The sequence below is a fragment of the Pseudoalteromonas sp. Ld19 genome (assembly GCF_045064135.1).
GTDB classification, from domain to species: domain Bacteria; phylum Pseudomonadota; class Gammaproteobacteria; order Enterobacterales; family Alteromonadaceae; genus Pseudoalteromonas; species Pseudoalteromonas aliena.
Genome location: NZ_JBISHA010000019.1, coordinates 13,898 through 35,184, shown reverse-complemented (window position 1 = coordinate 35,184; position 21,287 = coordinate 13,898). Strand labels below are relative to the sequence as shown.

16 protein-coding genes are annotated in these 21,287 nt (G+C 37.7%); 5 read left to right on the top strand and 11 right to left on the bottom strand.

Going from position 1 to position 21,287, the window contains the following annotated elements:
- The 3 genes from ACJJVZ_RS09995 to ACJJVZ_RS09985 are packed head-to-tail and all read right to left on the bottom strand — an operon-like array spanning position 1 to position 3,918.
- Positions 1-1,353, bottom strand: coding sequence for an O-antigen ligase (locus tag ACJJVZ_RS09995; RefSeq protein ID WP_182702157.1), 1,353 nt, complete (start codon positions 1,351-1,353; stop codon positions 1-3).
- A complete protein-coding gene (locus ACJJVZ_RS09990) occupies positions 1,346-2,758 on the bottom strand; it encodes a lipopolysaccharide biosynthesis protein (protein ID WP_405600115.1) in 1,413 nt (470 codons plus the stop codon). Before ACJJVZ_RS09990 ends, ACJJVZ_RS09995 begins: the two co-directional genes overlap by 8 nt.
- A gap of 8 nt (positions 2,759-2,766) precedes the next feature.
- Complete coding sequence (locus ACJJVZ_RS09985; RefSeq protein WP_273047050.1) at positions 2,767-3,918, bottom strand: glycosyltransferase; 1,152 nt, start codon at positions 3,916-3,918, stop codon at positions 2,767-2,769.
- Between the two features lie 206 nt (positions 3,919-4,124).
- Between ACJJVZ_RS09985 and ACJJVZ_RS09980 the strand changes: the two genes are divergently transcribed.
- Entirely contained in the window at positions 4,125-5,045 is a 921-nt protein-coding gene (locus tag ACJJVZ_RS09980) for a glycosyltransferase family 2 protein (protein WP_182702154.1), read from the top strand.
- Positions 5,046-5,236: 191 nt separating this feature from the next.
- Here ACJJVZ_RS09980 and ACJJVZ_RS09975 read toward each other — a convergent pair whose 3' ends face one another.
- The 3 genes from ACJJVZ_RS09975 to ACJJVZ_RS09965 form a co-directional block, all read right to left on the bottom strand.
- Positions 5,237-6,223, bottom strand: a complete 987-nt coding sequence (locus ACJJVZ_RS09975; protein WP_405600112.1) for an endonuclease/exonuclease/phosphatase family protein — start codon at positions 6,221-6,223, stop codon at positions 5,237-5,239.
- A gap of 421 nt (positions 6,224-6,644) precedes the next feature.
- Positions 6,645-7,103 carry a hypothetical protein gene (locus ACJJVZ_RS09970; protein ID WP_405600110.1) on the bottom strand — a complete coding sequence of 153 codons (459 nt, stop codon included), beginning with the start codon at positions 7,101-7,103 and terminating at the stop codon, positions 6,645-6,647.
- Positions 7,103-9,298 (bottom strand): LruC domain-containing protein, encoded by a 2,196-nt coding sequence (locus ACJJVZ_RS09965; protein ID WP_273050379.1) that lies wholly within the window; start codon positions 9,296-9,298, stop codon positions 7,103-7,105. The genes ACJJVZ_RS09970 and ACJJVZ_RS09965 overlap by 1 nt, the downstream gene beginning before the upstream one ends.
- A gap of 485 nt (positions 9,299-9,783) precedes the next feature.
- On the opposite strand from ACJJVZ_RS09965, the gene ACJJVZ_RS09960 reads away from it, so the two are divergent.
- Genes ACJJVZ_RS09960 through ACJJVZ_RS09950 form a run of 3 tightly spaced genes read left to right on the top strand, consistent with a single transcriptional unit; the run spans position 9,784 to position 14,554 of the window.
- Complete coding sequence (locus tag ACJJVZ_RS09960; protein ID WP_077537694.1) at positions 9,784-11,706, top strand: PrkA family serine protein kinase; 1,923 nt, start codon at positions 9,784-9,786, stop codon at positions 11,704-11,706.
- A 31-nt stretch (positions 11,707-11,737) separates the two neighbouring features.
- The gene (locus ACJJVZ_RS09955) at positions 11,738-13,021 is read left to right on the top strand and encodes a YeaH/YhbH family protein (protein ID WP_405600106.1); all 1,284 of its coding nucleotides are present in this window, start codon (positions 11,738-11,740) and stop codon (positions 13,019-13,021) included.
- Positions 13,022-13,039: 18 nt separating this feature from the next.
- Positions 13,040-14,554 (top strand): SpoVR family protein, encoded by a 1,515-nt coding sequence (locus ACJJVZ_RS09950; protein WP_405600104.1) that lies wholly within the window; start codon positions 13,040-13,042, stop codon positions 14,552-14,554.
- A gap of 156 nt (positions 14,555-14,710) precedes the next feature.
- On the opposite strand, the gene ACJJVZ_RS09945 is transcribed toward ACJJVZ_RS09950, so the two are convergent.
- Both ACJJVZ_RS09945 and ACJJVZ_RS09940 read right to left on the bottom strand, forming a co-directional pair.
- On the bottom strand, positions 14,711-15,682 hold the full coding sequence (locus tag ACJJVZ_RS09945; protein WP_138584175.1) for a diguanylate cyclase: 972 nt from the start codon (positions 15,680-15,682) through the stop codon (positions 14,711-14,713).
- Between the two features lie 3 nt (positions 15,683-15,685).
- Entirely contained in the window at positions 15,686-16,690 is a 1,005-nt protein-coding gene (locus ACJJVZ_RS09940; RefSeq protein WP_077537690.1) for a response regulator, read from the bottom strand.
- Positions 16,691-17,034: 344 nt separating this feature from the next.
- On the opposite strand from ACJJVZ_RS09940, the gene tpx reads away from it, so the two are divergent.
- Positions 17,035-17,616 carry a thiol peroxidase gene (gene tpx, locus ACJJVZ_RS09935; protein ID WP_405600101.1) on the top strand — a complete coding sequence of 194 codons (582 nt, stop codon included), beginning with the start codon at positions 17,035-17,037 and terminating at the stop codon, positions 17,614-17,616.
- 74 nt (positions 17,617-17,690) lie between these two features.
- Here tpx and adk read toward each other — a convergent pair whose 3' ends face one another.
- The 3 genes from adk to ACJJVZ_RS09920 form a co-directional block, all read right to left on the bottom strand.
- On the bottom strand, positions 17,691-18,335 hold the full coding sequence (gene adk, locus ACJJVZ_RS09930) for an adenylate kinase (RefSeq protein WP_405600099.1): 645 nt from the start codon (positions 18,333-18,335) through the stop codon (positions 17,691-17,693).
- 192 nt (positions 18,336-18,527) lie between these two features.
- A complete protein-coding gene (gene htpG / locus ACJJVZ_RS09925; protein WP_405600096.1) occupies positions 18,528-20,441 on the bottom strand; it encodes a molecular chaperone HtpG in 1,914 nt (637 codons plus the stop codon).
- Between the two features lie 118 nt (positions 20,442-20,559).
- Complete coding sequence (locus tag ACJJVZ_RS09920) at positions 20,560-21,285, bottom strand: RluA family pseudouridine synthase (protein ID WP_405600094.1); 726 nt, start codon at positions 21,283-21,285, stop codon at positions 20,560-20,562.
- Positions 21,286-21,287 lie beyond the last annotated feature (2 nt).

Below are 21,287 nucleotides of genomic sequence, written 5' to 3'. Positions count from 1 at the left end.
TTATTCCTTATTGCTTTGAATAGTGAGCTTCTCGAGCGCAATAGTGAGGGCCAAAATAATATACAGCGGCCAAGTAAATGCTTGCGTTAAAAATGTGCCTGCAACCATAAACCCTATAATACCGGCCTTTAACGCATTCGCATTAACTGCCACTTGATCATTGTAGTTAAGTGCATTGATGCAATAAACTCTCGAAAGGCTTCGGTAAATGCTGGCAATTAAAAGTAAAAATATGCATATTCCTACAAAGCCTGTTTCACCTAACACCTGAAACCATGTGCTATGTACTGCATGATTCTTGCCATCCCAGTGTGGGCTGTAAAAGTAATAATTTACAAAAAAATTATCAACGCCAACACCCGTAAGAGGATTTGAAATAGCCATATTTATTGCCGCTTGCCATGCGTATAGTCGGCCCATTGCTGATTCATCAACTCCACTTTCAACAGCTCCACCACTTTGTCTATCGCTAATACCAGCAAAAACCATCATTGCTAACATGCCAACACCTGCAAACATAGCAACAACAACAGGGTTTTTTACTTTTTGATATAAAAAGAAACTTAAAATAGCTGCAATTCCTAATAAGCCACCTCGGCTCTGCGTAGCGATAACGCCAGAAATAGTTAACATCAAGCCGATCGCAGCAAAGAGCCGGCGATATTTATTGGCTGTAGAGTCAAATAGTTCAGCGGCCAAAAAAGAAACAGGAAACATGAGCACTAAAGACAAATCGTTTGGATCACCTAATTGCGATCGATACTCTCGAGAAATAGTCACCCGCGTCCCTTCTACAAGACCTACGCCATTGATTTTATTATTTAAGGCAACTAATGCTACCGCCACACCAGAGATCATAATCCCCAAGCGAACAAAGCTAAAGTGAGAGAACCGTGTTAACCACCAGCTAATAGCAAACACCATGATAAATACCTTAACTAGTACACCTATCCAGTATTCTATTGCTAAGCCTTTGTTTGTTGCGCTAAACACACAAACCGTTAGCCACGCAAACCAAATAACAAAAATTAAATGTGTTGAGCTCCAATGAGGCTTCAGTGTTTTTGATATAAATAAATGCCATGCAATCCCTAGCAATGACGCCAATGCCAGCATTTTCGGGATTTTGAGAGGCATTAAAAAGACAAAGGCCTCGTGTAATCTAAAATAGCTAAATAAAATAAAAAAAATAATGAACACGGTGCTAATTTTTACCGCTAAAAAGCCTGCAAACGGCAGTAGTAATAATGCAAACGCAGCAATAGGGCCAAATAGCGTATACAATACAAGTGTTAATGCCGTAATAAATAAGCCATTTATGATTAAACAATGCTGCTTGTACCAACTAATCATGCGCTCTGATCCTTAAAAATGGCTTAATCGCATTACTTATTAGCGGTTTATATTTGTAAAAAAGGACAATTAAAAAGCCAACAAACGTCACTAATTGCCATAAAACGTACTGTGCTAAATCAATAATACTCAGGATATAAATAAGTAAAAAACACACCCAACTTGGCACAAAGCTTTTTACCTTAAATGCTAAATATTCAAGCTTTTGGCTTATCGCCACAAACAGACCCGTTTTAACTAACTGGGCACACGCCAAAGCGCTTACAGCTCCCGACAAACCAAACTTTGGTACCAAAAAACCTAATAATAACAGTGCGATTAAAGCACTTATTGCGTTAATCACAGTGACAAAAAGCCCGTTGAACTGCGTGTAACATCCAATATTTAATAGGTCACTGTGGTGCCTTAGTACAACAACAACAATAAGGCTCGGTAACAGCCAAGTATTTAATTGATAGTTATGAGGTAATACAATACTAAAAATATGAGGTGTGACGATAATCATTAGCGCACACAATAAAATACCAATGTCTAAACTGAGTTTGCATAAAAAAATATACTTGGTACGATTTTGTGTTAATTCATTAAAGCGGCGTGAAAACCACCACATTCTAATTGGCTCAAAAGTAAACGATGTCATTAACGCAAACTGTAATACAACATAATATTGAGCTAACTTTTCTTTACCCACGCTTGCTGCTATAAACCAATTTTCTGCGCCATTGTTTGCATATACAAACAATGAGGAGACAATAATGCTTAGCAGAAATAAACAATTCTTAGGCGTTATGTTCCATGCAATGTATTTAAAACTAATACCCAATTGATTAATCACCAGAGATAACGCAATAAGTAACACTAGAGTGCTCGATATCACACCCGACACCATAACTCCCGTCACCCCGTAGCCTAAATAGAGTAAAATAAGCGTACATAATGTTTGGCCAGCGCCTTGAAGTATGGCTAGAACACAAAATTGCTTAGCCATCTCATAGTATCTAAAGTAACAAAATAAAACACTAAGTACAGATGACAGCGCCAAGTTAACCGCTAACAGCTTTATATCAATTGTATTTAAAGGCACTGGCAGCAATGCACTAAAGGGCTCGATAAAATAAAATAATATAAAAACAAATACACAACTTAAAAACCCGCATAAAATAAGGGCGTCTCTAAATAGTGATCTTTTTCTTTGAGGGTCACTGATGTGTTGCTTAAATAATAACTCAGGTAATCCTAAACACAGAAGCAGCGACATAACAGCGGATATTGATACTAAAAAATTGAGTTCGCCAAATTCAGCTTGGCTTAGTATGCGTGTAGAAATAGGTAATAAAGCAAACCCTAACACTTTAAGAAATAAAGTAGATAAACCAAAATATGCGATTTGCTTCATTCCATTCATAATAACTCCTACAGGTTTTGTACCCAGTTAGATAGTTTTTTAGCTTGCGTATTAGCATTAAAATCTTTAGCAACCACTTCTTTTGCATTTAACCCTTTTTCATGTCTTTCATACGGGGTAAGTTCACAAAATTTGGCTAATATCTTTTCTAGCCCTTCAATACTTGAAGGCTCGCATTTAAACCCAACGGCATCGTTAACAATTTCTTTTGCTCCCATTAATTCGGTGGTCAATACAGGGATACCGCTGGCCATAGCTTCTTTTAATACAACGGGTCCCGTATCGCGGTCACCATTTTCAGAGATACAAAATGGCGCAACTAAAGCAGAATAATGGCTGGTATTTTTTGATAGCCATACAGGGCTTTTTGATCCTAAAAACCTGACATCGTTATCTATCCTAAGTTGTTCGCACATATATTTGAGATCGTTCATTAAAGGTCCGTCTCCGACAACATCAAGCGATATAGAGTATTTTTTTGTCAATTTTTTTATTGCTGGTAATAAAAATTGCAGACCCTTTTTTTCAATTAATCGGCCAACAAACAAAAGCTTAACTGACTCACTCAAACGGCTTGGTTTATTATTAAACACACTCAAGTCGATTCCACAATGAAGTAATTGAATTTTACCTGCGCTGTATTTACGCAGTTTTATTGCCATGTCTTCACATACCGCAACAGAGAAATCACACAACGACAGTTTAAGCTTTAAATCAGAATCGTTTACGTATACATCGTGGCCATGACCAATTGAAGAAACACTCACCCCAGCAAGCTTGCTGGCAATAATTGAGTAGGCCAATGGCGCATGCATAAAATGACAATGAATGTGAGAGATTTGATGCTTGAGAATAATCTCAGCAATATTCAATCCATAACCCATCAACGATAAAACAGAAATAGACGTGAACCTTCTCGCTACAAGACTGCTTTTCAAGGCTATTAAAGGTCTTTGCAGTGCAGCGTTAATGGCCGATTGAGTCGATTTTTTTATAACAATAATTCGCACACTACAATTTAAATTTATACATTTATTTAAATTTTCAAACGTGAGTACACTTACCTTATGCCCTGCATTAACGAGGGCATTAATTTCAGTCACAACAAACGTTTCTGATGGAATGTGGAAGCTAGGAACAACGATGCCAATATGTTTCATTTTAAAAACTCCAGATAGACTTATCTGTTACTTCGCAAGAACTATGCCCAGCATAAAACAACGCAAATACGCATTTAAAATTCAATTTGCGAAGATATATCGCAATATGCAAACCATTAAACAAAAAACAGCCCCGCAGGGCGCTTAAATCATTGGCTCTTATCTTGCGTAACCCTAGTTATCTTGAAAAGTATAAGGTTATTAAAATGAATATTGAGGTCAGTGTTATTATCCCTAATTACAACTGTAAGCCCTATTTAGCAAAGGCGATATCAAGTGTTGTTAGGCAAAAAAATATTAACTGTGAAATACTCGTTATCGACGATGGTTCGACCGATGGCAGTGTAGAATGGCTCGATAATGCAAAAAAAACATTGTCTAATATTCGAGTTATTAAACAAAAAAATACAGGAGTGGTCGGTGTTAGAAATAAAGCTATAGCAGAAGCTAAAGGTGAATATATCGCTTTTTTAGATGCTGATGATTATTGGACTGACGATAAATTATTTGATCAAATTAGTTATATGAAAAATAATTCTAGCTGTGTTTTAAGTTTTACTAATTACATGCATGTCGATGAAGAATATGCATCTATTATTGACTGTTTTTCCTATTGGCCCGAATTTTCAAAGTTTATTGATAGCGATCATATCGGTTATCAAAACCTCCAATCACCAATGGATTTACTTATATTTGCCAATGTAATAGGTACTTCTTCTGTTGTCGTAAAAAAATCAGCCATTAACTACGTTGGAAAATTTGATAACTCACTTAACAGCGCAAGTGATTGGGACTGCTGGTTAAAACTAGCGAGGATTGGGGACGTTGCTTTTTCTCAACAAATATCAATGGGGTATTTAATGAGAGCAGGTTCAATCACCGCGAATAGACAAAACAGACTAAATGCAATGAAAGAAATAATCTCTCGCTGTAAAAATGATATTGGTATTAAAACGCGGCTCAAAGCCCAAGCAAGAATATTTGAGTGTTACGGTGAATACTACCGAGAAATCGGACTTAAATTTAAAGCGTTCTCCTTAACAGCTGCTGCTTTTATGTTATTTCCTCATAAACGTAACTTTCAACATTTACTACACGACATCAAACAGTCTATCAAATCACCTTGATAAGCTGTTTAATGTGCGAAAACTATCCATCAGTAATAAAAAGGCTCTATGTGAAACCTCAGAGTCTTTTTATACCAATTGCATAAATTAGTGATCTATTATAGCGATAAGAAAATAGCGCAATAACAAGGCTAAAATCATGATACATTGTTGTTCTATATAAATAATTTTTAACGTAGTTAGTGAGTTATTTAATACGCTAGAATGATCATATTTTTAATAAAATTGGTATTATTAATACTTAGATCATAACTTAACATTCTATGATCGCTACCTTTAAACTCACTGACGACGACTCCATGCAAGCTAATTTGCTCACTTATAATACAATGATCAATAGGCAATCCGATCAGCCTAAATCGACCTCGCTCAAAAGGCATAAAACTCACATAGCTACGTTCTCCAAAACAGGTTCTATCGTTGTCCCAATCGAAATATTGAGACCAAGGCACAACATTTAAATCTCCAGCTATTATCCACGGGCCTTCTTCATTTTGCGCCGCTTCGTTTAGCGCTGCGAGTAAGGTATTTCTATTTTGCCATAGTTGTTTCGATCGCGGTGAAGGAGGATGTGCTACGAAAACCGTTATAATGTGATCAACAAATAGAAACTTTAATTTAATATAGCCTAATTTATCAGCATCTAATTTGATCTGCTGTTTATACACCATAGGTATACGTGATAGAACAACAATACCGTAAGGAATGCCTTCAATTTCTTCATAACCAAACATATCGGTTGTGCTTAAGAATCGACTCAACAAATCACGGTTATTGTCACTGAATTCTTGTAAAATCAGCACATCCCATTTTTGTTGCAGTAGGGTTGATAAATGAGCGTCTATGTATTCATTATTATAATTTAAGTTTATTTGCTTAAACGTCAGGAGCCGCTCATTACTGGATGTTTGATAAGATAAGCTAGGAAACATTGGACTAAGGCCTAGCATACATATAAATAGTAGCCCCACTGCAACTTTATATAATCTAAGCGTAATCAAAAATAAAACACATATAAGTGCTGCTGCTAATAATTGAATACGTAGGGAAACAAGTACCTCTGCGTAAAAATAATTTAATGGATTAAACGCAAGTGCAATAAAAAACAGTGCGGCTAATAAAAAAATAATCCGAAAAAAAATAATTTGCGAATTATTGAGCGTGAAGACTCTAAACATAAATTTATCGACCTAATTAATTTTTCAGGGTCTGTTAATCTTTGCGGATTAAAATTTGTGCTATCTAGGACAAATCCAAAGGGCAGCAAATGTTTGGTATTTATGCTGTATTATCGCCTATTTATAGAAAATAACCGCACCACATAAATAGACGTTACCCTGCCTAAATAACATAAACTCTGGATAATAAATCTATCTCGAGCAGTTATTTTCAGCGCTAACTGCGTTGAATTTACTTGCAATAGGCCAGCTATTGACGCGTAAATACGCCTTGTTTTCACTGAAAATCTCTGGCTAGAGAAAATAAATTTAAATATCACCATGATTCAATACGTTAGTAAATTTCTTAACCAGAGCTCAGGTTAAATACCAAACCTACTGCTGTAGATTCAATCTCGAATGATCAACAGGACTTGATAGATTACCTCATCGTAAATAACTGTTGTTCTTTGTTTGGTTCATATTGCCACGTATATGAAAGGGGCTCTGTCGAGCTATCATAAAACCAAACCTCAGCGACTAAATCAATATCTTGCCTGCTCAAGATAAGCTGTGTTTCAAGCGCACTATTTGCAAGTGGGCCTCTATAAATACAATTATTATAATCTGCTCGCTGTGCCGATGCTTTCTTTTGACATACATTTAAATATGCTCTTACATCACCAAACCCAAGCGCAACATCCAAATTTAGTGAATATTTAGTGGAGAGATTAAACTGCTCATCAATTTTTAAAGCATTTATACCGGTTGGTTTAGTGGCTTCTGTTGAAGAAGGAGCAGGTGCCGAGACGGTTGCAGGGGCTTTTGTCTCCTCAGAACCACCTCCTCCACATGCAGTTAAAGTCATTGATAGTGTTAAAATTATGATAGATTTTTTCATTATTGTTCCCCTTTTAAAACAACATTACTGATACTATAATCGTTAAACCATTGTGATTTTTGTTTGCCAGAAGATTCAGCAAATTCAGCAAAACTCTCATAAGCGTCTGTGATATCAACCCCCTCTAACGGATGTAGCCATTGCATACCTACTTCCATTGCCCAAGGTAAACCGCTCTGGCTAAGAAAATACAAACCCCGAGCTTGATCGCTCACATCGTCAGAGCCAGCAAAATTATATAGTGAGGAGTCGAATGCTTCAGTTGGCGCCTGGTTTTTTACATGCACTTCCCAGCTTCTAGCTTCTTTATCTATTAAAAAATCACCATGATAAAAGCCCTCTGATGCAAAAATAAAGGGATCAAGAAGTGAACCTGGCGAAGCCGCTTTTGCTTTTGGAGCTTTTAATGGAATAGTCATACTAAATGTTACTTTAACATTCGTGTCACAGTTATCTTCTGTTCTAAAGTAGCTACAGCCAGTTTGTTTAGATACATGAGTCCATGTATCTTGCATGAAAATTAATATCGCATCATTACGATTTGCTTCTAAATAACTTTCACTTTGAAGTTGACCATCTATAACAAACACAATGGCATCTTCATCAACTTCACTACTTAAAATAGAACGTGATTCTCCATTTATTGTTTCTTTTAACCTCACCGCAAAACCATTATGATAAGTAGCACCTATGCCTATAAGTTGACCATCAATTTTGTAGCCAACCACATTACTGCCCTCTATTAGCTGGGTCGTTCTGTAATTAATAACTACATCATTAAAATCATAATCACCTGCATACGGCCATTTATCCTCATAGGCAAGTGTTACCCAATCGTTCTCACCAGGATAAACTGCGCTTGCAAATGTTGTGATTTCGTAATCTTCAACTTCTCCGCCTAGTACGCCACCCGTGGCTGTAATGAGTGATGCTTCTGTGCCATCTGTAACTCTAAAACGCGCCCATGTTTGGCCTGATTTTGTGTTGCTAGGGACACTGATTAAAATGCTGTTATCACCTTGATTCACGGCTAATTTGGTAACCACTCTTTCGTCTTCGCTAAAAGTGCCATTTTGGTCCCAGTCAAACCATGCATATAAAAAGCTCGATGCTGACGCGTTAACAATAATTTGGCTGCTTTGCCCTGCTGATATTGCTGTTACAAAGCTTACGCCATCATCAGAGGCATCAATTGGGGTATTAATTAAATCAGCATCCGTATTTATATTTTCACCATCAACCGAATCACCTAAATAAATTAAATCACTGCCAGTACTGTTAGGATCAAATAAATGCCTTGCACCACTTTGCTCCAAACTTGTGTTGTAAGGTGCTGGTGCATCACCAAAATCAATTGAGCTGTCTGTCACTTTTACTTCTGCAATGGCGCAGCGTGCACCATCATTTTGGCTTGATTTAGGACCTGACGTAAATACATTTGCTATCGGTGTGTAGCCCACAACCGGACTAACGTTTAAATCAACCTTATGAATTTTACCACTTTTATTATTACTAAAATAAAACTGTCCGTTAATATCAAAATAGGCAGCACCAAATGCCCCCGTATCGTCGCCAATATCTACTTGCGTGATAAACTTGCTTGTATTTGCTGCAATATTTATTTCGTGTAAGTCTCCGTTAGACTCAACGGCATAGAGCAAGTTACTTGTAGGATGAAATGCAAAATCAAATATACTTAACTTCCAATTATTAGTGTTAGGTAGAAGTTCGGCTGTGATAGCGCCATCTAAATCCCCATTTAAGTCAATAGAGTAAAGCCCATAATTAGGGTGGTACACAAAATACGATGCGCGTTGGCTGCTTCCATCTCCTGTTACTTGAATATCGCCAACGTAAAAGTTAGTTGCTGGAAGGCCATTAACATCCAAGCGTTTCATTTCAAAATCATCACCTATTTGCACAATACTACTAGGTGATTGCTTGCTAAAACCATATAGATACTGATCTTTATAGTTAAAACCAATTGCGTTAACACTTTCATTATTGACTTCATTTGCAAAGGTTAATTGTGAAGATAAAACAGTCGGTTTGGCTGAAACTAAATCTATACCATAAAGTTGCGCTTTAGAGTCTTGCATCAAAAAAGCCTGACTAGGGCATGTATCAAATGATTGACTAAAAACAACGCAGGGAATTAAAGACAAGCATGCTGTGGTAAGTTGGGTTAATTTCATAATAAGTTCGCCCTTATTTATTAAGTGAAAATATTAATGCAAGCCTCACTCCAGATTATAATTACATGAATTTTAAAGCAAAAAAAATATAGCTAAATTATTTTGTGCATGTTGCAATCATTTTATTTTCATTATGCAAACTAGGGCTGTTTATCTTTCGAGGTTAAATTTGCAGCAGACTGTTTGGTATTTAGGCAAGGCAGAGCTTATGTAGTGTGTGCTTTTCTCCCATAAACAGGTAATAACGATATATAAATGCCAAATACGGGTTGCCCTTTTGGTTTAGGTAACTGCTCTCGCTCCTCATCTATACCTTAGTCGCCAACAAAGAGTTAATCACTCCTAGGGATAACCACATAGGGGCTACCCAGCCTAAAAAACAAACATTCCTGAGTTAAATTTTTAATTTTATTGCACAAAAGTACCAATTCGTGACTAGACTTTAAAAAGTAAGCACCTTTTTACAGCGGGTTTCGGAGGTTATTATGACTATTTTTGAGCATTACCAAGCACGATACGAAGCGGCACAAGAAGAAGAGTACAGTATCGCTGAATTCCTTGAGATTTGTAAAACCGATAAGTCTGCCTATGCAAGCGCCCCAGAGCGTCTGCTTATGGCAATTGGCGAACCAAATATGGTGGACACCGCAACGGATGCACGACTAAGCCGATTATTTTCTAATAGAGTGGTTGCACGTTACCCAGCATTTGCCGATTTTTACGGTATGGAAGACGCTATTGAGCAAATAGTGTCTTATTTAAAGCATGCAGCCCAAGGGTTAGAAGAATGCAAACAAGTGCTTTATTTACTTGGCCCCGTGGGCGGTGGTAAATCATCGATTGCTGAAAAACTAAAATATTTGATGCAACAAGTGCCTATCTATTCAATTAAAGGATCTCCGGTAAACGATCACCCTCTTTCATTGTTTGATCCAATCGAAGACGCAGAGCTGTTTAAGCGAGAATATGGGATCAAACCGCGCTATTTAAAAACAATCATGTCGCCTTGGGCAGGTAAACGCTTACAAGAATTTAACGGGGATATCAGTCAATTTAAAGTCATTAAACGCTACCCTTCGATTTTAAACCAAATAGGAATCGCTAAAACAGAGCCTGGAGATGAAAACAATCAAGATATTTCTGCACTCGTAGGCAAGGTAGATATTCGCCAGCTTGAGCATTTTGCCCAAAATGATCCCGATGCATACGCCTACTCTGGCTCTTTATGCCTTGCAAACCAAGGCTTAATGGAGTTTGTAGAAATGTTTAAAGCACCGATTAAAGTGCTACATCCATTACTTACCGCTACACAAGAGGGTAACTACAATGGAACAGAGGGTATTAGTGCACTGCCATTTAGCGGCATGATACTCGCCCACTCTAATGAATCTGAATGGCAAACCTTTAAAAACAATAAAAATAACGAAGCATTTTTAGACCGTGTTTATATTGTTAAAGTGCCTTATTGCTTACGTGTAACTGAAGAAATTAAAATTTACGACAAGTTACTTGAGCACAGTGAGCTATACAATGTGCCGTGTGCCCCTGGTACACTTAAAACGCTGGCACAATTTACAACACTCTCTCGCTTAAAAGAGCCTGAAAATTCCAGTATCTATTCAAAAATGCGCGTATACGATGGTGAAACATTAAAAGATACCGATCCTAAAGCAAAATCCTATCAAGAATACCGTGACTATGCCGGCGTTGATGAAGGTATGACAGGACTATCTACCCGTTTTGCATTTAAAATTTTATCTCGTGTATTTAATTTTGATACCACCGAGGTCGCCGCAAATCCAGTGCACTTATTTTACGTACTAGAACAGCAAATAGAGCGTGAGCAATTTTCAGCTGAAGTTGAAGAACGTTATTTAAGCTTTTTAAAAGGCTATTTAATTCCGCAATACGTAGAGTTTATAGGGAAAGAACTACAAACCGCCTATTTAGAATCGTACTCTGAATACGGCCAAAATATTTTTGACCGCTATGTTATTTATGCAGATTTTTGGATTCAAGATCAAGAGTATCGAGACCCTGATACAGGTCAATTATTCGACCGTTCGGCATTAAACGCTGAACTTGAAAAAATAGAAAAACCAGCAGGCATTTCTAACCCGAAAGATTTTCGTAATGAGATAGTTAATTTTGTGCTGCGTGCCCGTGCCCATAATAATGGCAAGAATCCGCTATGGACCAGCTACGAAAAACTACGTACGGTAATTGAGAAAAAAATGTTTTCTAATACCGAAGATTTACTCCCTGTTATTTCGTTTAACGCCAAAACATCAGCTGAGGATCAGCAAAAACACGAAGACTTTGTTAATCGCATGGTCGAAAAAGGCTACACACAGAAACAAGTACGCTTGCTATCTGAGTGGTATTTACGGGTTAGAAAGTCGCAATAGCCTTCATAGTCGTAGTTTTTAGGAGGTCATTATGGCGCACTTTATAGATAGGCGTTTAAACGGCAAAAATAAAAGCACGCTTAATCGTCAGCGCTTTATTAGGCGCTATAAAAAGCAAATTAAAGAAGCTGTATCGGATGCTATAAACAAACGCAGCGTTACTGATTCTAGCTCTGGTGAGAGTATTTCTATTCCACAGCGAGATATCAGCGAGCCCACATTTCATCAGGGAAAAGGAGGAAATAGAGAGCAGATTCACCCTGGTAACGATCAGTTTTCTACGGGTGATAAAATTGAACGCCCTAAAGGCGGACAAGGTGGCGGCGCTGGAGAAGGCGAAGCAAGTGATACAGGCGAAGGGCAAGACGAGTTTGTGTTCTCTATATCAAAAGATGAATACCTTGACTTACTATTTGAAGACCTAGAATTACCTAACTTGCAAGAAAATCAACTCGATAAATTAGTGCAAATGAAAACCCATCGCGCTGGATTTTGTAGCGATGGAATGCCAAGTAATATCGATATAGTTCGTTCACTACAAGGCTCACTTGCACGTCGTGTTGCCATGAGTGCGGGTAAAAAACGTCGCTTAGTTGAGCTTGAAGCGCAACTAGCTATGCTTCTTGTTGAGTCTCACAGCGATAAAGCTGCAATCGCCTTACTAAAAAAAGAAATTGAGACATTAAAAGTACAAATTAAATCAGTCCCGTTTATTGATAATTACGATTTACGCTTTCGTAATTATGAAAAACGCCCTCACCCCACCAGCAAAGCAGTGATGTTTTGTATTATGGATGTGTCTGGCTCAATGGATCAGGCGACAAAAGATATGGCAAAACGCTTTTACATCTTGCTTTATCAATTTTTAACACGAAGTTACAAAGACATTGAAGTGGTTTATATTCGCCATCACACACAAGCAAAAGAAGTAGATGAGCAGGAGTTTTTCTACTCTCAAGAAACGGGCGGTACGATTGTTTCAAGCGCCCTTAAGTTAATGGACGAAATAATTAAAAAGCGCTACCACGCGGATGAGTGGAATGTATACGCAGCGCAGGCCTCTGATGGCGATAATTGGGCTGACGATACGCCGCAATGTGGGCAGATTTTACGTAATAAGCTTTTAAATGCAGTACGGTATTTTGCTTATATAGAAATTACCACACGTGCCCATCAAAGCTTATGGCGCGAATATGAAGACATAACACACAGCCATAGCAATTTCGCTATACAGCATATTAAAGAAGTAGAAGACATTTATCCTATATTTAGAAAGCTATTCAAAAAAGGTCGTCAACAGCAAGGCCCTGCATAGCCTAAAGCGAGGTGCACTATGAACGACAAACGAATGAGTGATGGCCCAGATTGGACCTTTGATTTATTAAATGAGTACCAAGGTGAGATAGCTCGCGTTGCAGCCCACTACAAATTAGATACTTACCCTAATCAAATTGAAGTGATCACAGCCGAGCAAATGATGGATGCTTACTCGAGCGTTGGCATGCCTATAGGATATAGCCACTGGTCGTATGGTAAAAAATTCATACAAACAGAGCAAAACTATAAGCGCGGACAAATGGGTCTCGCTTACGAAATAGTGATCAATTCAGACCCTTGTATTGCGTACTTAATGGAAGAAAATACGCTTCCTATGCAAGCGCTTGTAATGGCGCATGCCTGTTATGGGCATAATTCATTTTTCAAAGGTAATTATTTATTTAAAACATGGACTGATGCAAGCTCAATAATAGACTATCTTTTATTCGCTAAAAATTACATAAGTCGCTGCGAGGAAAAACACGGTATAACTCAAGTAGAAACCTTATTGGACTCTTGCCATGCACTCATGAATTATGGTGTTGATCGCTATAAGCGCCCACAACAAATATCGCTATTTGAAGAACAAAAACGTCAACATGAACGAGAAGAATACCTACAATCGCAGGTAAACGAGTTATGGCGAACCATTCCTGAACAACAACAAGAAACAAAAAAGAAAACACGCCACTTTCCAGAAGAACCACAAGAAAATATTTTATATTTTATTGAAAAAAACGCCCCATTACTCGATTCTTGGCAACGTGAAATTATACGTATTGTACGTAAAATTTCGCAATACTTTTATCCGCAAAAACAAACTCAGGTTATGAACGAAGGTTGGGCTACATTTTGGCACTATACTATCCTTAATCATTTATATGATGAGGGTAAGCTGACTGACTCATTCATGTTAGAGTTTTTACAAAGCCATACTAATGTAGTGTACCAGCCCCCTTATAACAGCAAGTATTATTCAGGCATTAACCCATATGCTTTGGGTTTTAATATGATGGTTGATATTCGCAGAATATGTGAACACCCAACTGAAGAAGATAAACGCTGGTTTCCTGAGTATGCAGGTAGTAACTGGCTAGATACCCTGCACTTTGCAATGGAAAACTTTAAGGATGAGAGTTTTATTAGCCAATTCCTATCGCCCAAATTAATACGCGATTTTAAATTATTTACTATCGTCGATCATGCAAATAACCCACACTTAGAAGTTGGTGCAATACATAACGACAATGGCTATCAAGTCGTTAGAGAAGCACTCTCAGCGCAGTATAATTTGAGTAATCATGAACCTAACATTCAAGTGTATGATGTTGATATTAGAGGCGATAGATCGCTTACGTTACGCTACATCCCACATAACAGCGTCCCTTTAGCAAGCTCACACGAGGAGGTACTAAAACACCTTTACAGACTATGGGGCTTTAAAGTAAAACTCGAACAGGAGTCATACTCTGGTGAAGTATCAACTATTAGTCAATGCCCAATAGATGACTCTCGTCACACAACAGAGTGAATATAATGGATCATAAAAAACTCCTCGTACTGACCAGCTCAATAGAATAGGCAAAATTTATGGCAACACAGCAAAAAATAAGGCGTTTACTAAAAATTGACTTACTTATTTTAGCACCTCATTAAAACAACGATTAATTGATATAAAAAATGACACTTAGAGGTCATTTTTTATATCATCGAAAGAAGTTACTCTATTACGGCCACCTTCTTTTGAAGAATAAAGTGCTTTATCTGCCGCCTCAATCCAACGTTCATGATCCTTAAATTCATGATTAAAACATGCCAAACCAATACTTACCGTCATCCTAATCTCGAGATTTTTATGTAAAGCAGGAGATGATTCAATCAATTGCCTTAAACGTTCAGCAAATACAACTGAGCCTTCTTTATCTGTATCAAGCAAGGTTACTACAAACTCTTCACCACCGTAGCGCCCTGCTATATCCGTTTCACGCAGTGCTGAGCGCAATAGCTTAGCAATATGGCGCAAAGCCTCATCCCCACCACTGTGTCCATATTTGTCATTCACTTTTTTAAAGTGATCAATATCAAACATCAATAAAGCGCTACAGCCTTCGTTGCGTTTTGTACGCAGGTATTCTTGCTTTAACAAATCCTCCCAATGACCTCGGTTTGTTAGCTGTGTTAAATTATCAACTTGACTCATTTGCTCAAGCTTTTTGTTCAAATCTTCTAATTCTTTTTTATTTACTGCAATATCCGTAACATCATAAAGAATAATACAAATGTGACTCACCTCTGCTCTTATATTGGTCAGCGGTATAAATGTCGCATTTTGATACATGTATTCAGCTTTGCCTGTTATTGGGCGATAATTTTTAAAGCGAAATATATAAGGCTGCTGCTCCCAAATAGTAAATGAGCGATTTTTTAATACAAATACTGATTCTGACTTACTTCTAAACCATTTTTCGTCAATTGCTGGAAATAAATCAAATAAATCTTTGTGCTTTACCGCACTTGGTAACAATCCTGAATGGTTTTCCATAAAACCATTCCATACGCATACCTTATAATCTCTATCGAGCACCACAAGGCCTACATCAACGGTGTTAAACATATCCATTAACCAATGGATCTCATTCATATCTAAATCAGCGGCCATAACTTAGTCTTCTAATAGGTAAGCAACTTTGAACTTCAAAGTTTTAAGTGAATCTTCAGTAAATAGCAGCATAAGATCACAATTTATATCGTGATTTTCTATGCCGTAGCTAATCTCAATAGCAAGTGTGCGCTGCCAGCGTGACTTATTAGCTTTTACCAACTCAGAGACATCTCGGTGCTGACCAAGAACTATAGGGTGCCCTTGGCTAAATGACATATCGAGTTGTTTTGAAAGGCCTGTTAAAATTGCCCCAATGAGAATATTACTTATATCCATAAGTAACTCAAGCTCAACTTTGTCGTTAAGTTCACCATCGTAATTCATTAAAGAGGCGATTTCTTTAAAGCTAGAGTCATTTAATAACAATAATGCTTCACCGGATACGCCACCACCTATAAACCCTTGGCAAACACCCGAAGTAGAGGCATTGTTGTCAATAGAGCGCAGCGCCATATCTAACTCGCTTACCTCTAATATATTAACGTTGGGAATAGGCAACTTAACGAATACATTGAGAAGACGTGCAAGTAAATCACCCGCTTGACCCATTGCAACATTAGTTAGCTCTTGATATATATCACGAACATCAGGGTCTACTTGTTCTCCTAATGAATGAGAAAGGCGTTCGCGCATGGCTTTATCTTTAATGCCATGATGCTCTATAATCTCGGCTAGCTTTTCTGCCGAGCAAGGCTTTTGAATGAAATCAATTGCACCAAGCTCAATCACTCGTTGGTGCGCGCTTGGCTGAATATCGCCAGACACGACAACGGTTAATATATTAAGCCCTTGTTCTTTCATGGCTATTAAAACTTCATAGCCATCCATTTCTGGCATATTTAAATCGAGAAAAAGGATTTCAGGTTGAATTAATTCTATTTGCTTAATGCAGTCAACACCATTAATCGCAAACTCAACTTTGATATCCCAATCATCTGGCAAAGATCGTGCTAATTGACGCCTTGCTAATTTTGAATCATCACATATTAGTACCGATGTTGACATATAATCTCTCTATTTCTTAACTGCTAAATTTATATCCAATTCTTTTTCTACTAATTATACCAATCAGCTTATATATTGGGTCTATTTAACGTTAAGAAAATCACGCTAAAACTAGTCAAAAATTTTTGTATCTAATTGTTCTAAATAAAAAATTTTTAACGACGTTATAGTGCAATTTAATTCGTTAAATTGATCAAAGAGTTATGCAGTTTGGTATTACCTTGCAATTAAAACATTTTAATTTTATTTCAGTTTAAATGTTTTACCAGTATATAATTCCTTGGTTAGCAATTAGCAGTATAATACACTGTAGTTTATTTGGTTAATTTAAAAGAGAATTACCTATGTTTCGTGCATTATTTTTGATCCTTAGTATTTTTAGCTCCTTCACAAATGCAACCCCTATATTAGAAAACAAACTAGATGCGGGAAAGGTATCTGCCCAAGGTAAACCTGTCACATTACTTGGTAAAGGTGTATCTGTTGGCGACACAGCACCTAATTTTAAAGTAGTGGATGGAAATTTCACCCCTGTAACACTCGACGATTATAAAGACCAGGCTATTTTAATTAGTGTGGTGCCAAGCCTTGATACCGGCATTTGTAGCCTGCAAACAAAACATTTTAACGAAAAAGTAGCCGCGCAATTTCCAGCCGTTGCTATGTTAACTATTAGTGCAGATTTACCTTTTGCGCAAAAGCGATTTTGTAAAACAGAAAACATAGATAAAATAATAGCACTATCTGATTCTGTTTGGCGCGATTTCGGCCAAAAATACGGATTGATTATCAAAGATATGGGGTTATTAACACGCTCTGTACTTATTTTAGATAGAAGTCATAACATCATTTATAAACAATTGGTTAGCAGTCTTTCAACTGAACCTGAGTACAATAGCGTACTCGAAAAACTTAAAACGCTGTAATGCCGATTAAGCAATGCTAAATAGCTTTAAAACAAAAAACCGCCAATTGGCGGTTTTTTATTATGCTTTTAAATCTAACTTAAAAGCTCACCAAGTTGTGAACTAACCGCTTCAACAGCTTGTGTACCATCTAGTTTATGGTATTGAGTGTTACCAGCAGCCGCTTCTGCTTGGTAATAATCAACTAATGGCATCGTTTGTTCGTGGTAAATACCTAAACGTTTACGTACTGTTTCTTCAGTATCGTCAGCACGAACAATTAAGTCATCCCCAGTTTCGTTGTCTTTACCTCCCACTTTTGGTGGATTATAAACAATGTGGTAAACACGACCAGAACCAGGGTGAACACGACGTCCGCCCATACGTTCAACAATCACTTCATCAGCTACGTCAAATTCAATAACGTGATCAACCACTACGCCATTTTCTTTCATTGCATCGGCTTGAGGAATTGTGCGTGGGAAGCCATCAAGTAAAAAGCCTTTCTCACAATCAGCTTTAGTAATACGCTCTTTTACTAAACCAATAATAATATCGTCAGAAATTAGTTGACCAGCATCCATCACTTTTTTTGCTTCTAAGCCTAATGGTGTGCCTTCTTTAATTGCTGCACGTAACATATCGCCAGTAGAGATTTGTGGAATACCGTATTTGTCCATTAAAAACTGAGCTTGAGTACCTTTACCTGCACCCGGCGCGCCCAAAAGAATAATGCGCATATTATTGTCCCCTAGTATGGATATTTATTTTAAAGCCTGAATTCTTCCACAAGCGCCGCCGATACTCAAGTAACTTATACTAATTGATGAGTTGTTGATGCATTTACAGCGCATTAAAAAAGGGAACACACATTCCCTTTTATTTAAAGTATATAATTTATACTTTTATTAACTAAATAAATAGTTAACTGATTACTTGCTTAGTTCTAGCATCAGTTTGTTTAAGCGAGTAACAAATCCGGTTGGATCTTTAAGTGTACCGCGCTCTGCAAGTAATGCTTGGTCTAATAAAACATGTGACCACTGTGCAAACTTATCTTCGTCTTGCTCGTCATTTAAATGCTTAACAAGTTGGTGATCTGGATTTAGCTCAAACACAGGTTTTGCTTCTGGTGCTGCTTGGCCCACAGACTCCATTAGCTTTTGCATTTGTGAGCTCATGTCGTTGTCGTCGCTTACAACACATGCTGGAGAATCTGTTAGACGGTGCGTAAAGCGCACTTCTTTAACGTCGTCACCGAGTGCTGTTTTAATGCGTTCAACAAGCCCAGCCATCTCTTTTTCAGACTCTTCTTGTGCTTTTTTAGTTTCTTCGTCGTCAAGCTTACCTAAATCTAGATCACCACGTGTGATTGACTGTAATTGCTTATCAGCAAATTCAGTTAAGTGGCTCATCATCCACTCGTCAACACGGTCACTTAGTAACAATACTTCAATGCCTTTTTTGCGGAAAATCTCTAAATGAGGAGAATTTTTCGCAGAAGTAAATGTATCAGCTACTACATAGTAAATTTTGTCTTGGCCTTCGTTCATGCGCTCAACGTATTGCTCAAGCGACACATCTTGCGTTTCTGAATCAGTATGCGTAGACGAAAAACGTAGTAGCTTACATACGGCTTCTTTATTTGCCGCATCTTCAGCTGGGCCTTCTTTCATTACTTGGCCAAACTCATTCCAAAATACTTGGTAATCGTCAGCTTTGTTTTTAGCCATACGCTCAAGCATTTTAATAATGCGCGATGTACACCCTTTACGAATAGCTTGCGTTACTTTGTTGTCTTGTAGAATTTCACGCGATACGTTTAGCGGTAAATCATTTGAATCTAGTAAACCTTTTACAAAGCGAAGGTAGCTTGGCATAAACTGCTCAGCATCATCCATTACAAATACACGTTGTACGTAAAGCTTTAAGCCACTTTGACGTTCACGGTTCCATAAATCGAAAGGTGCTTTTTTAGGGATGTATAAAAGGCTGGTGTATTCCGTTTTACCTTCAACCTTATTATGTGCCCAGCTAAGTGGATCTTCCCAGTCGTGGCTTACGTGCTTGTAAAACTCTTTGTATTCTTCATCAGAAAGCTCTGACTTATCACGCGTCCACAATGCAGTTGCACGGTTAATGCTTTCCCACTCACCTGGTACTGCTGGAATTTTTTCGCCGTCTTCGCCTTCAGACTCTGGTACTTCTGCTTTAAACATTTGTACAGGTGTTGAAATATGGTCTGAGTATTTAGTAACAATGCCACGCAGTCGGTAATCGTCAGAAAATTCTTTTTCTTCATCACGAAGATGTAAAATAATGTCAGTACCACGGCCTTCTTTTTCAATTTCTTGCAGTGTGTATTCGCCTTCACCTTGAGATTCCCACTCGTAAGCTGTTGTTTCACCCGCTTTACGCGTACGAACAGTTACTAAATCGGCAACAATAAATGCTGAGTAAAAACCAACACCAAATTGACCAATCAGCTGTGAATCTTTACTTTGATCACCCGTTAAGTTTTTGAAAAACTCAGCAGTACCCGACTTTGCAATTGTACCCAATGAGCTAATTACTTCATCACGCGTCATACCAATACCATTATCAGAAATGGTAATTGTATTTGCTTCTTTATCAGCACTAATACGCACACGTAAATCAGCATCTCCTTGGTAAAGATCGCCTTGAGATAGTGCTAAAAAGCGTAACTTGTCTGCCGCATCTGATGCGTTTGACACAAGTTCACGTAAAAAGATTTCTTTATTAGAATAAAGAGAATGAATCATTAAGTTTAATAATTGTTTTACTTCTGTTTGAAAGCCTAATGTTTCTTTTTGAGCTGTAGTCATTTATATATCTCCAATTTGCAAAGTGTCTGCGTTATGCACTTAATATGGGGTGAGGTGTTAGAACTTCAAGGGAAAAATTTAAAAAAGGTAAAACGAAAACAAAGAACAGTAAAATTATTTAAAACGGATGCGGACAATTAATGTGTATTTTTTCACCGCTTGTTGGGTGCTCAAAATATAAATCGCTGGCATGTAATTGTAAGCGCCCTGCCATGTGTTCACTTTGCTCACTTTTATATAAATCACAGCCTAAAATAGGATGACCTATAAACTGGCTGTGTATTCTCAATTGATGGGTACGTCCAGTAACAGGCGTAAATTGCACTAAGGTTCTGCACGAGTGCTTTAGTCTCTCAAGCACTTTATATTCACTTATTGCTGTTTTACCTGTTGCTTGGCAAATTTTAACTCGCGGAAAGAGCAGCCTATCTTTTGCTATTGGCGCAGTTATTTGTCCCTCACTAACAGCCAAGCTACCCTCTAGCATCGCTACATAACGCTTTTGAATAGTGCGTGCCTGAAACTGTTTATTAAGATGCTTTGATGCTTCGGCGTTTAATCCAACAATCATAATGCCCGATGTACCCAAATCTAACCGATGCGGTAACTTAGCCTCAGCAAAAGCGGCTGTTAACCCTTTTTGGCCATTCACTAAACGATAATGCACTGAATCCCAATTAAGCGGATTTTTGCCCGACAGACTCAATAACCCACTGGGTTTATTGATCAGTAAAATATCGTCATCTTGATATAATATTTCAATAAACCCAGCGCATTTAGGCGCTACAAAATCATCAACAATAATATGTGGTTCTGAAGGTGTATCTAATATTGGGCTAGTCATTA

What these genes read in the sequence shown, in the direction of transcription:
- htpG (WP_405600096.1), bottom strand. Translation starts at nt 20,441, where the DNA reads ATGACTACAGCTCAAAAAGAAACATTAGGCTTTCAAACAGAAGTAAAA.
- ACJJVZ_RS09965 (WP_273050379.1), bottom strand. Translation starts at nt 9,298, where the DNA reads ATGAAATTAACCCAACTTACCACAGCATGCTTGTCTTTAATTCCCTGC.
- ACJJVZ_RS09940 (WP_077537690.1), bottom strand. Translation starts at nt 16,690, where the DNA reads ATGTCAACATCGGTACTAATATGTGATGATTCAAAATTAGCAAGGCGT.
- ACJJVZ_RS09975 (WP_405600112.1), bottom strand. Translation starts at nt 6,223, where the DNA reads ATGTTTAGAGTCTTCACGCTCAATAATTCGCAAATTATTTTTTTTCGG.
- ACJJVZ_RS09950 (WP_405600104.1), top strand. Translation starts at nt 13,040, where the DNA reads ATGAACGACAAACGAATGAGTGATGGCCCAGATTGGACCTTTGATTTA.
- ACJJVZ_RS09995 (WP_182702157.1), bottom strand. Translation starts at nt 1,353, where the DNA reads ATGATTAGTTGGTACAAGCAGCATTGTTTAATCATAAATGGCTTATTT.
- ACJJVZ_RS09920 (WP_405600094.1), bottom strand. Translation starts at nt 21,285, where the DNA reads ATGACTAGCCCAATATTAGATACACCTTCAGAACCACATATTATTGTT.
- ACJJVZ_RS09990 (WP_405600115.1), bottom strand. Translation starts at nt 2,758, where the DNA reads ATGAATGGAATGAAGCAAATCGCATATTTTGGTTTATCTACTTTATTT.
- ACJJVZ_RS09955 (WP_405600106.1), top strand. Translation starts at nt 11,738, where the DNA reads ATGGCGCACTTTATAGATAGGCGTTTAAACGGCAAAAATAAAAGCACG.
- ACJJVZ_RS09960 (WP_077537694.1), top strand. Translation starts at nt 9,784, where the DNA reads ATGACTATTTTTGAGCATTACCAAGCACGATACGAAGCGGCACAAGAA.
- ACJJVZ_RS09985 (WP_273047050.1), bottom strand. Translation starts at nt 3,918, where the DNA reads ATGAAACATATTGGCATCGTTGTTCCTAGCTTCCACATTCCATCAGAA.
- tpx (WP_405600101.1), top strand. Translation starts at nt 17,035, where the DNA reads ATGTTTCGTGCATTATTTTTGATCCTTAGTATTTTTAGCTCCTTCACA.
- adk (WP_405600099.1), bottom strand. Translation starts at nt 18,335, where the DNA reads ATGCGCATTATTCTTTTGGGCGCGCCGGGTGCAGGTAAAGGTACTCAA.
- ACJJVZ_RS09945 (WP_138584175.1), bottom strand. Translation starts at nt 15,682, where the DNA reads ATGGCCGCTGATTTAGATATGAATGAGATCCATTGGTTAATGGATATG.
- ACJJVZ_RS09970 (WP_405600110.1), bottom strand. Translation starts at nt 7,103, where the DNA reads ATGAAAAAATCTATCATAATTTTAACACTATCAATGACTTTAACTGCA.
- ACJJVZ_RS09980 (WP_182702154.1), top strand. Translation starts at nt 4,125, where the DNA reads ATGAATATTGAGGTCAGTGTTATTATCCCTAATTACAACTGTAAGCCC.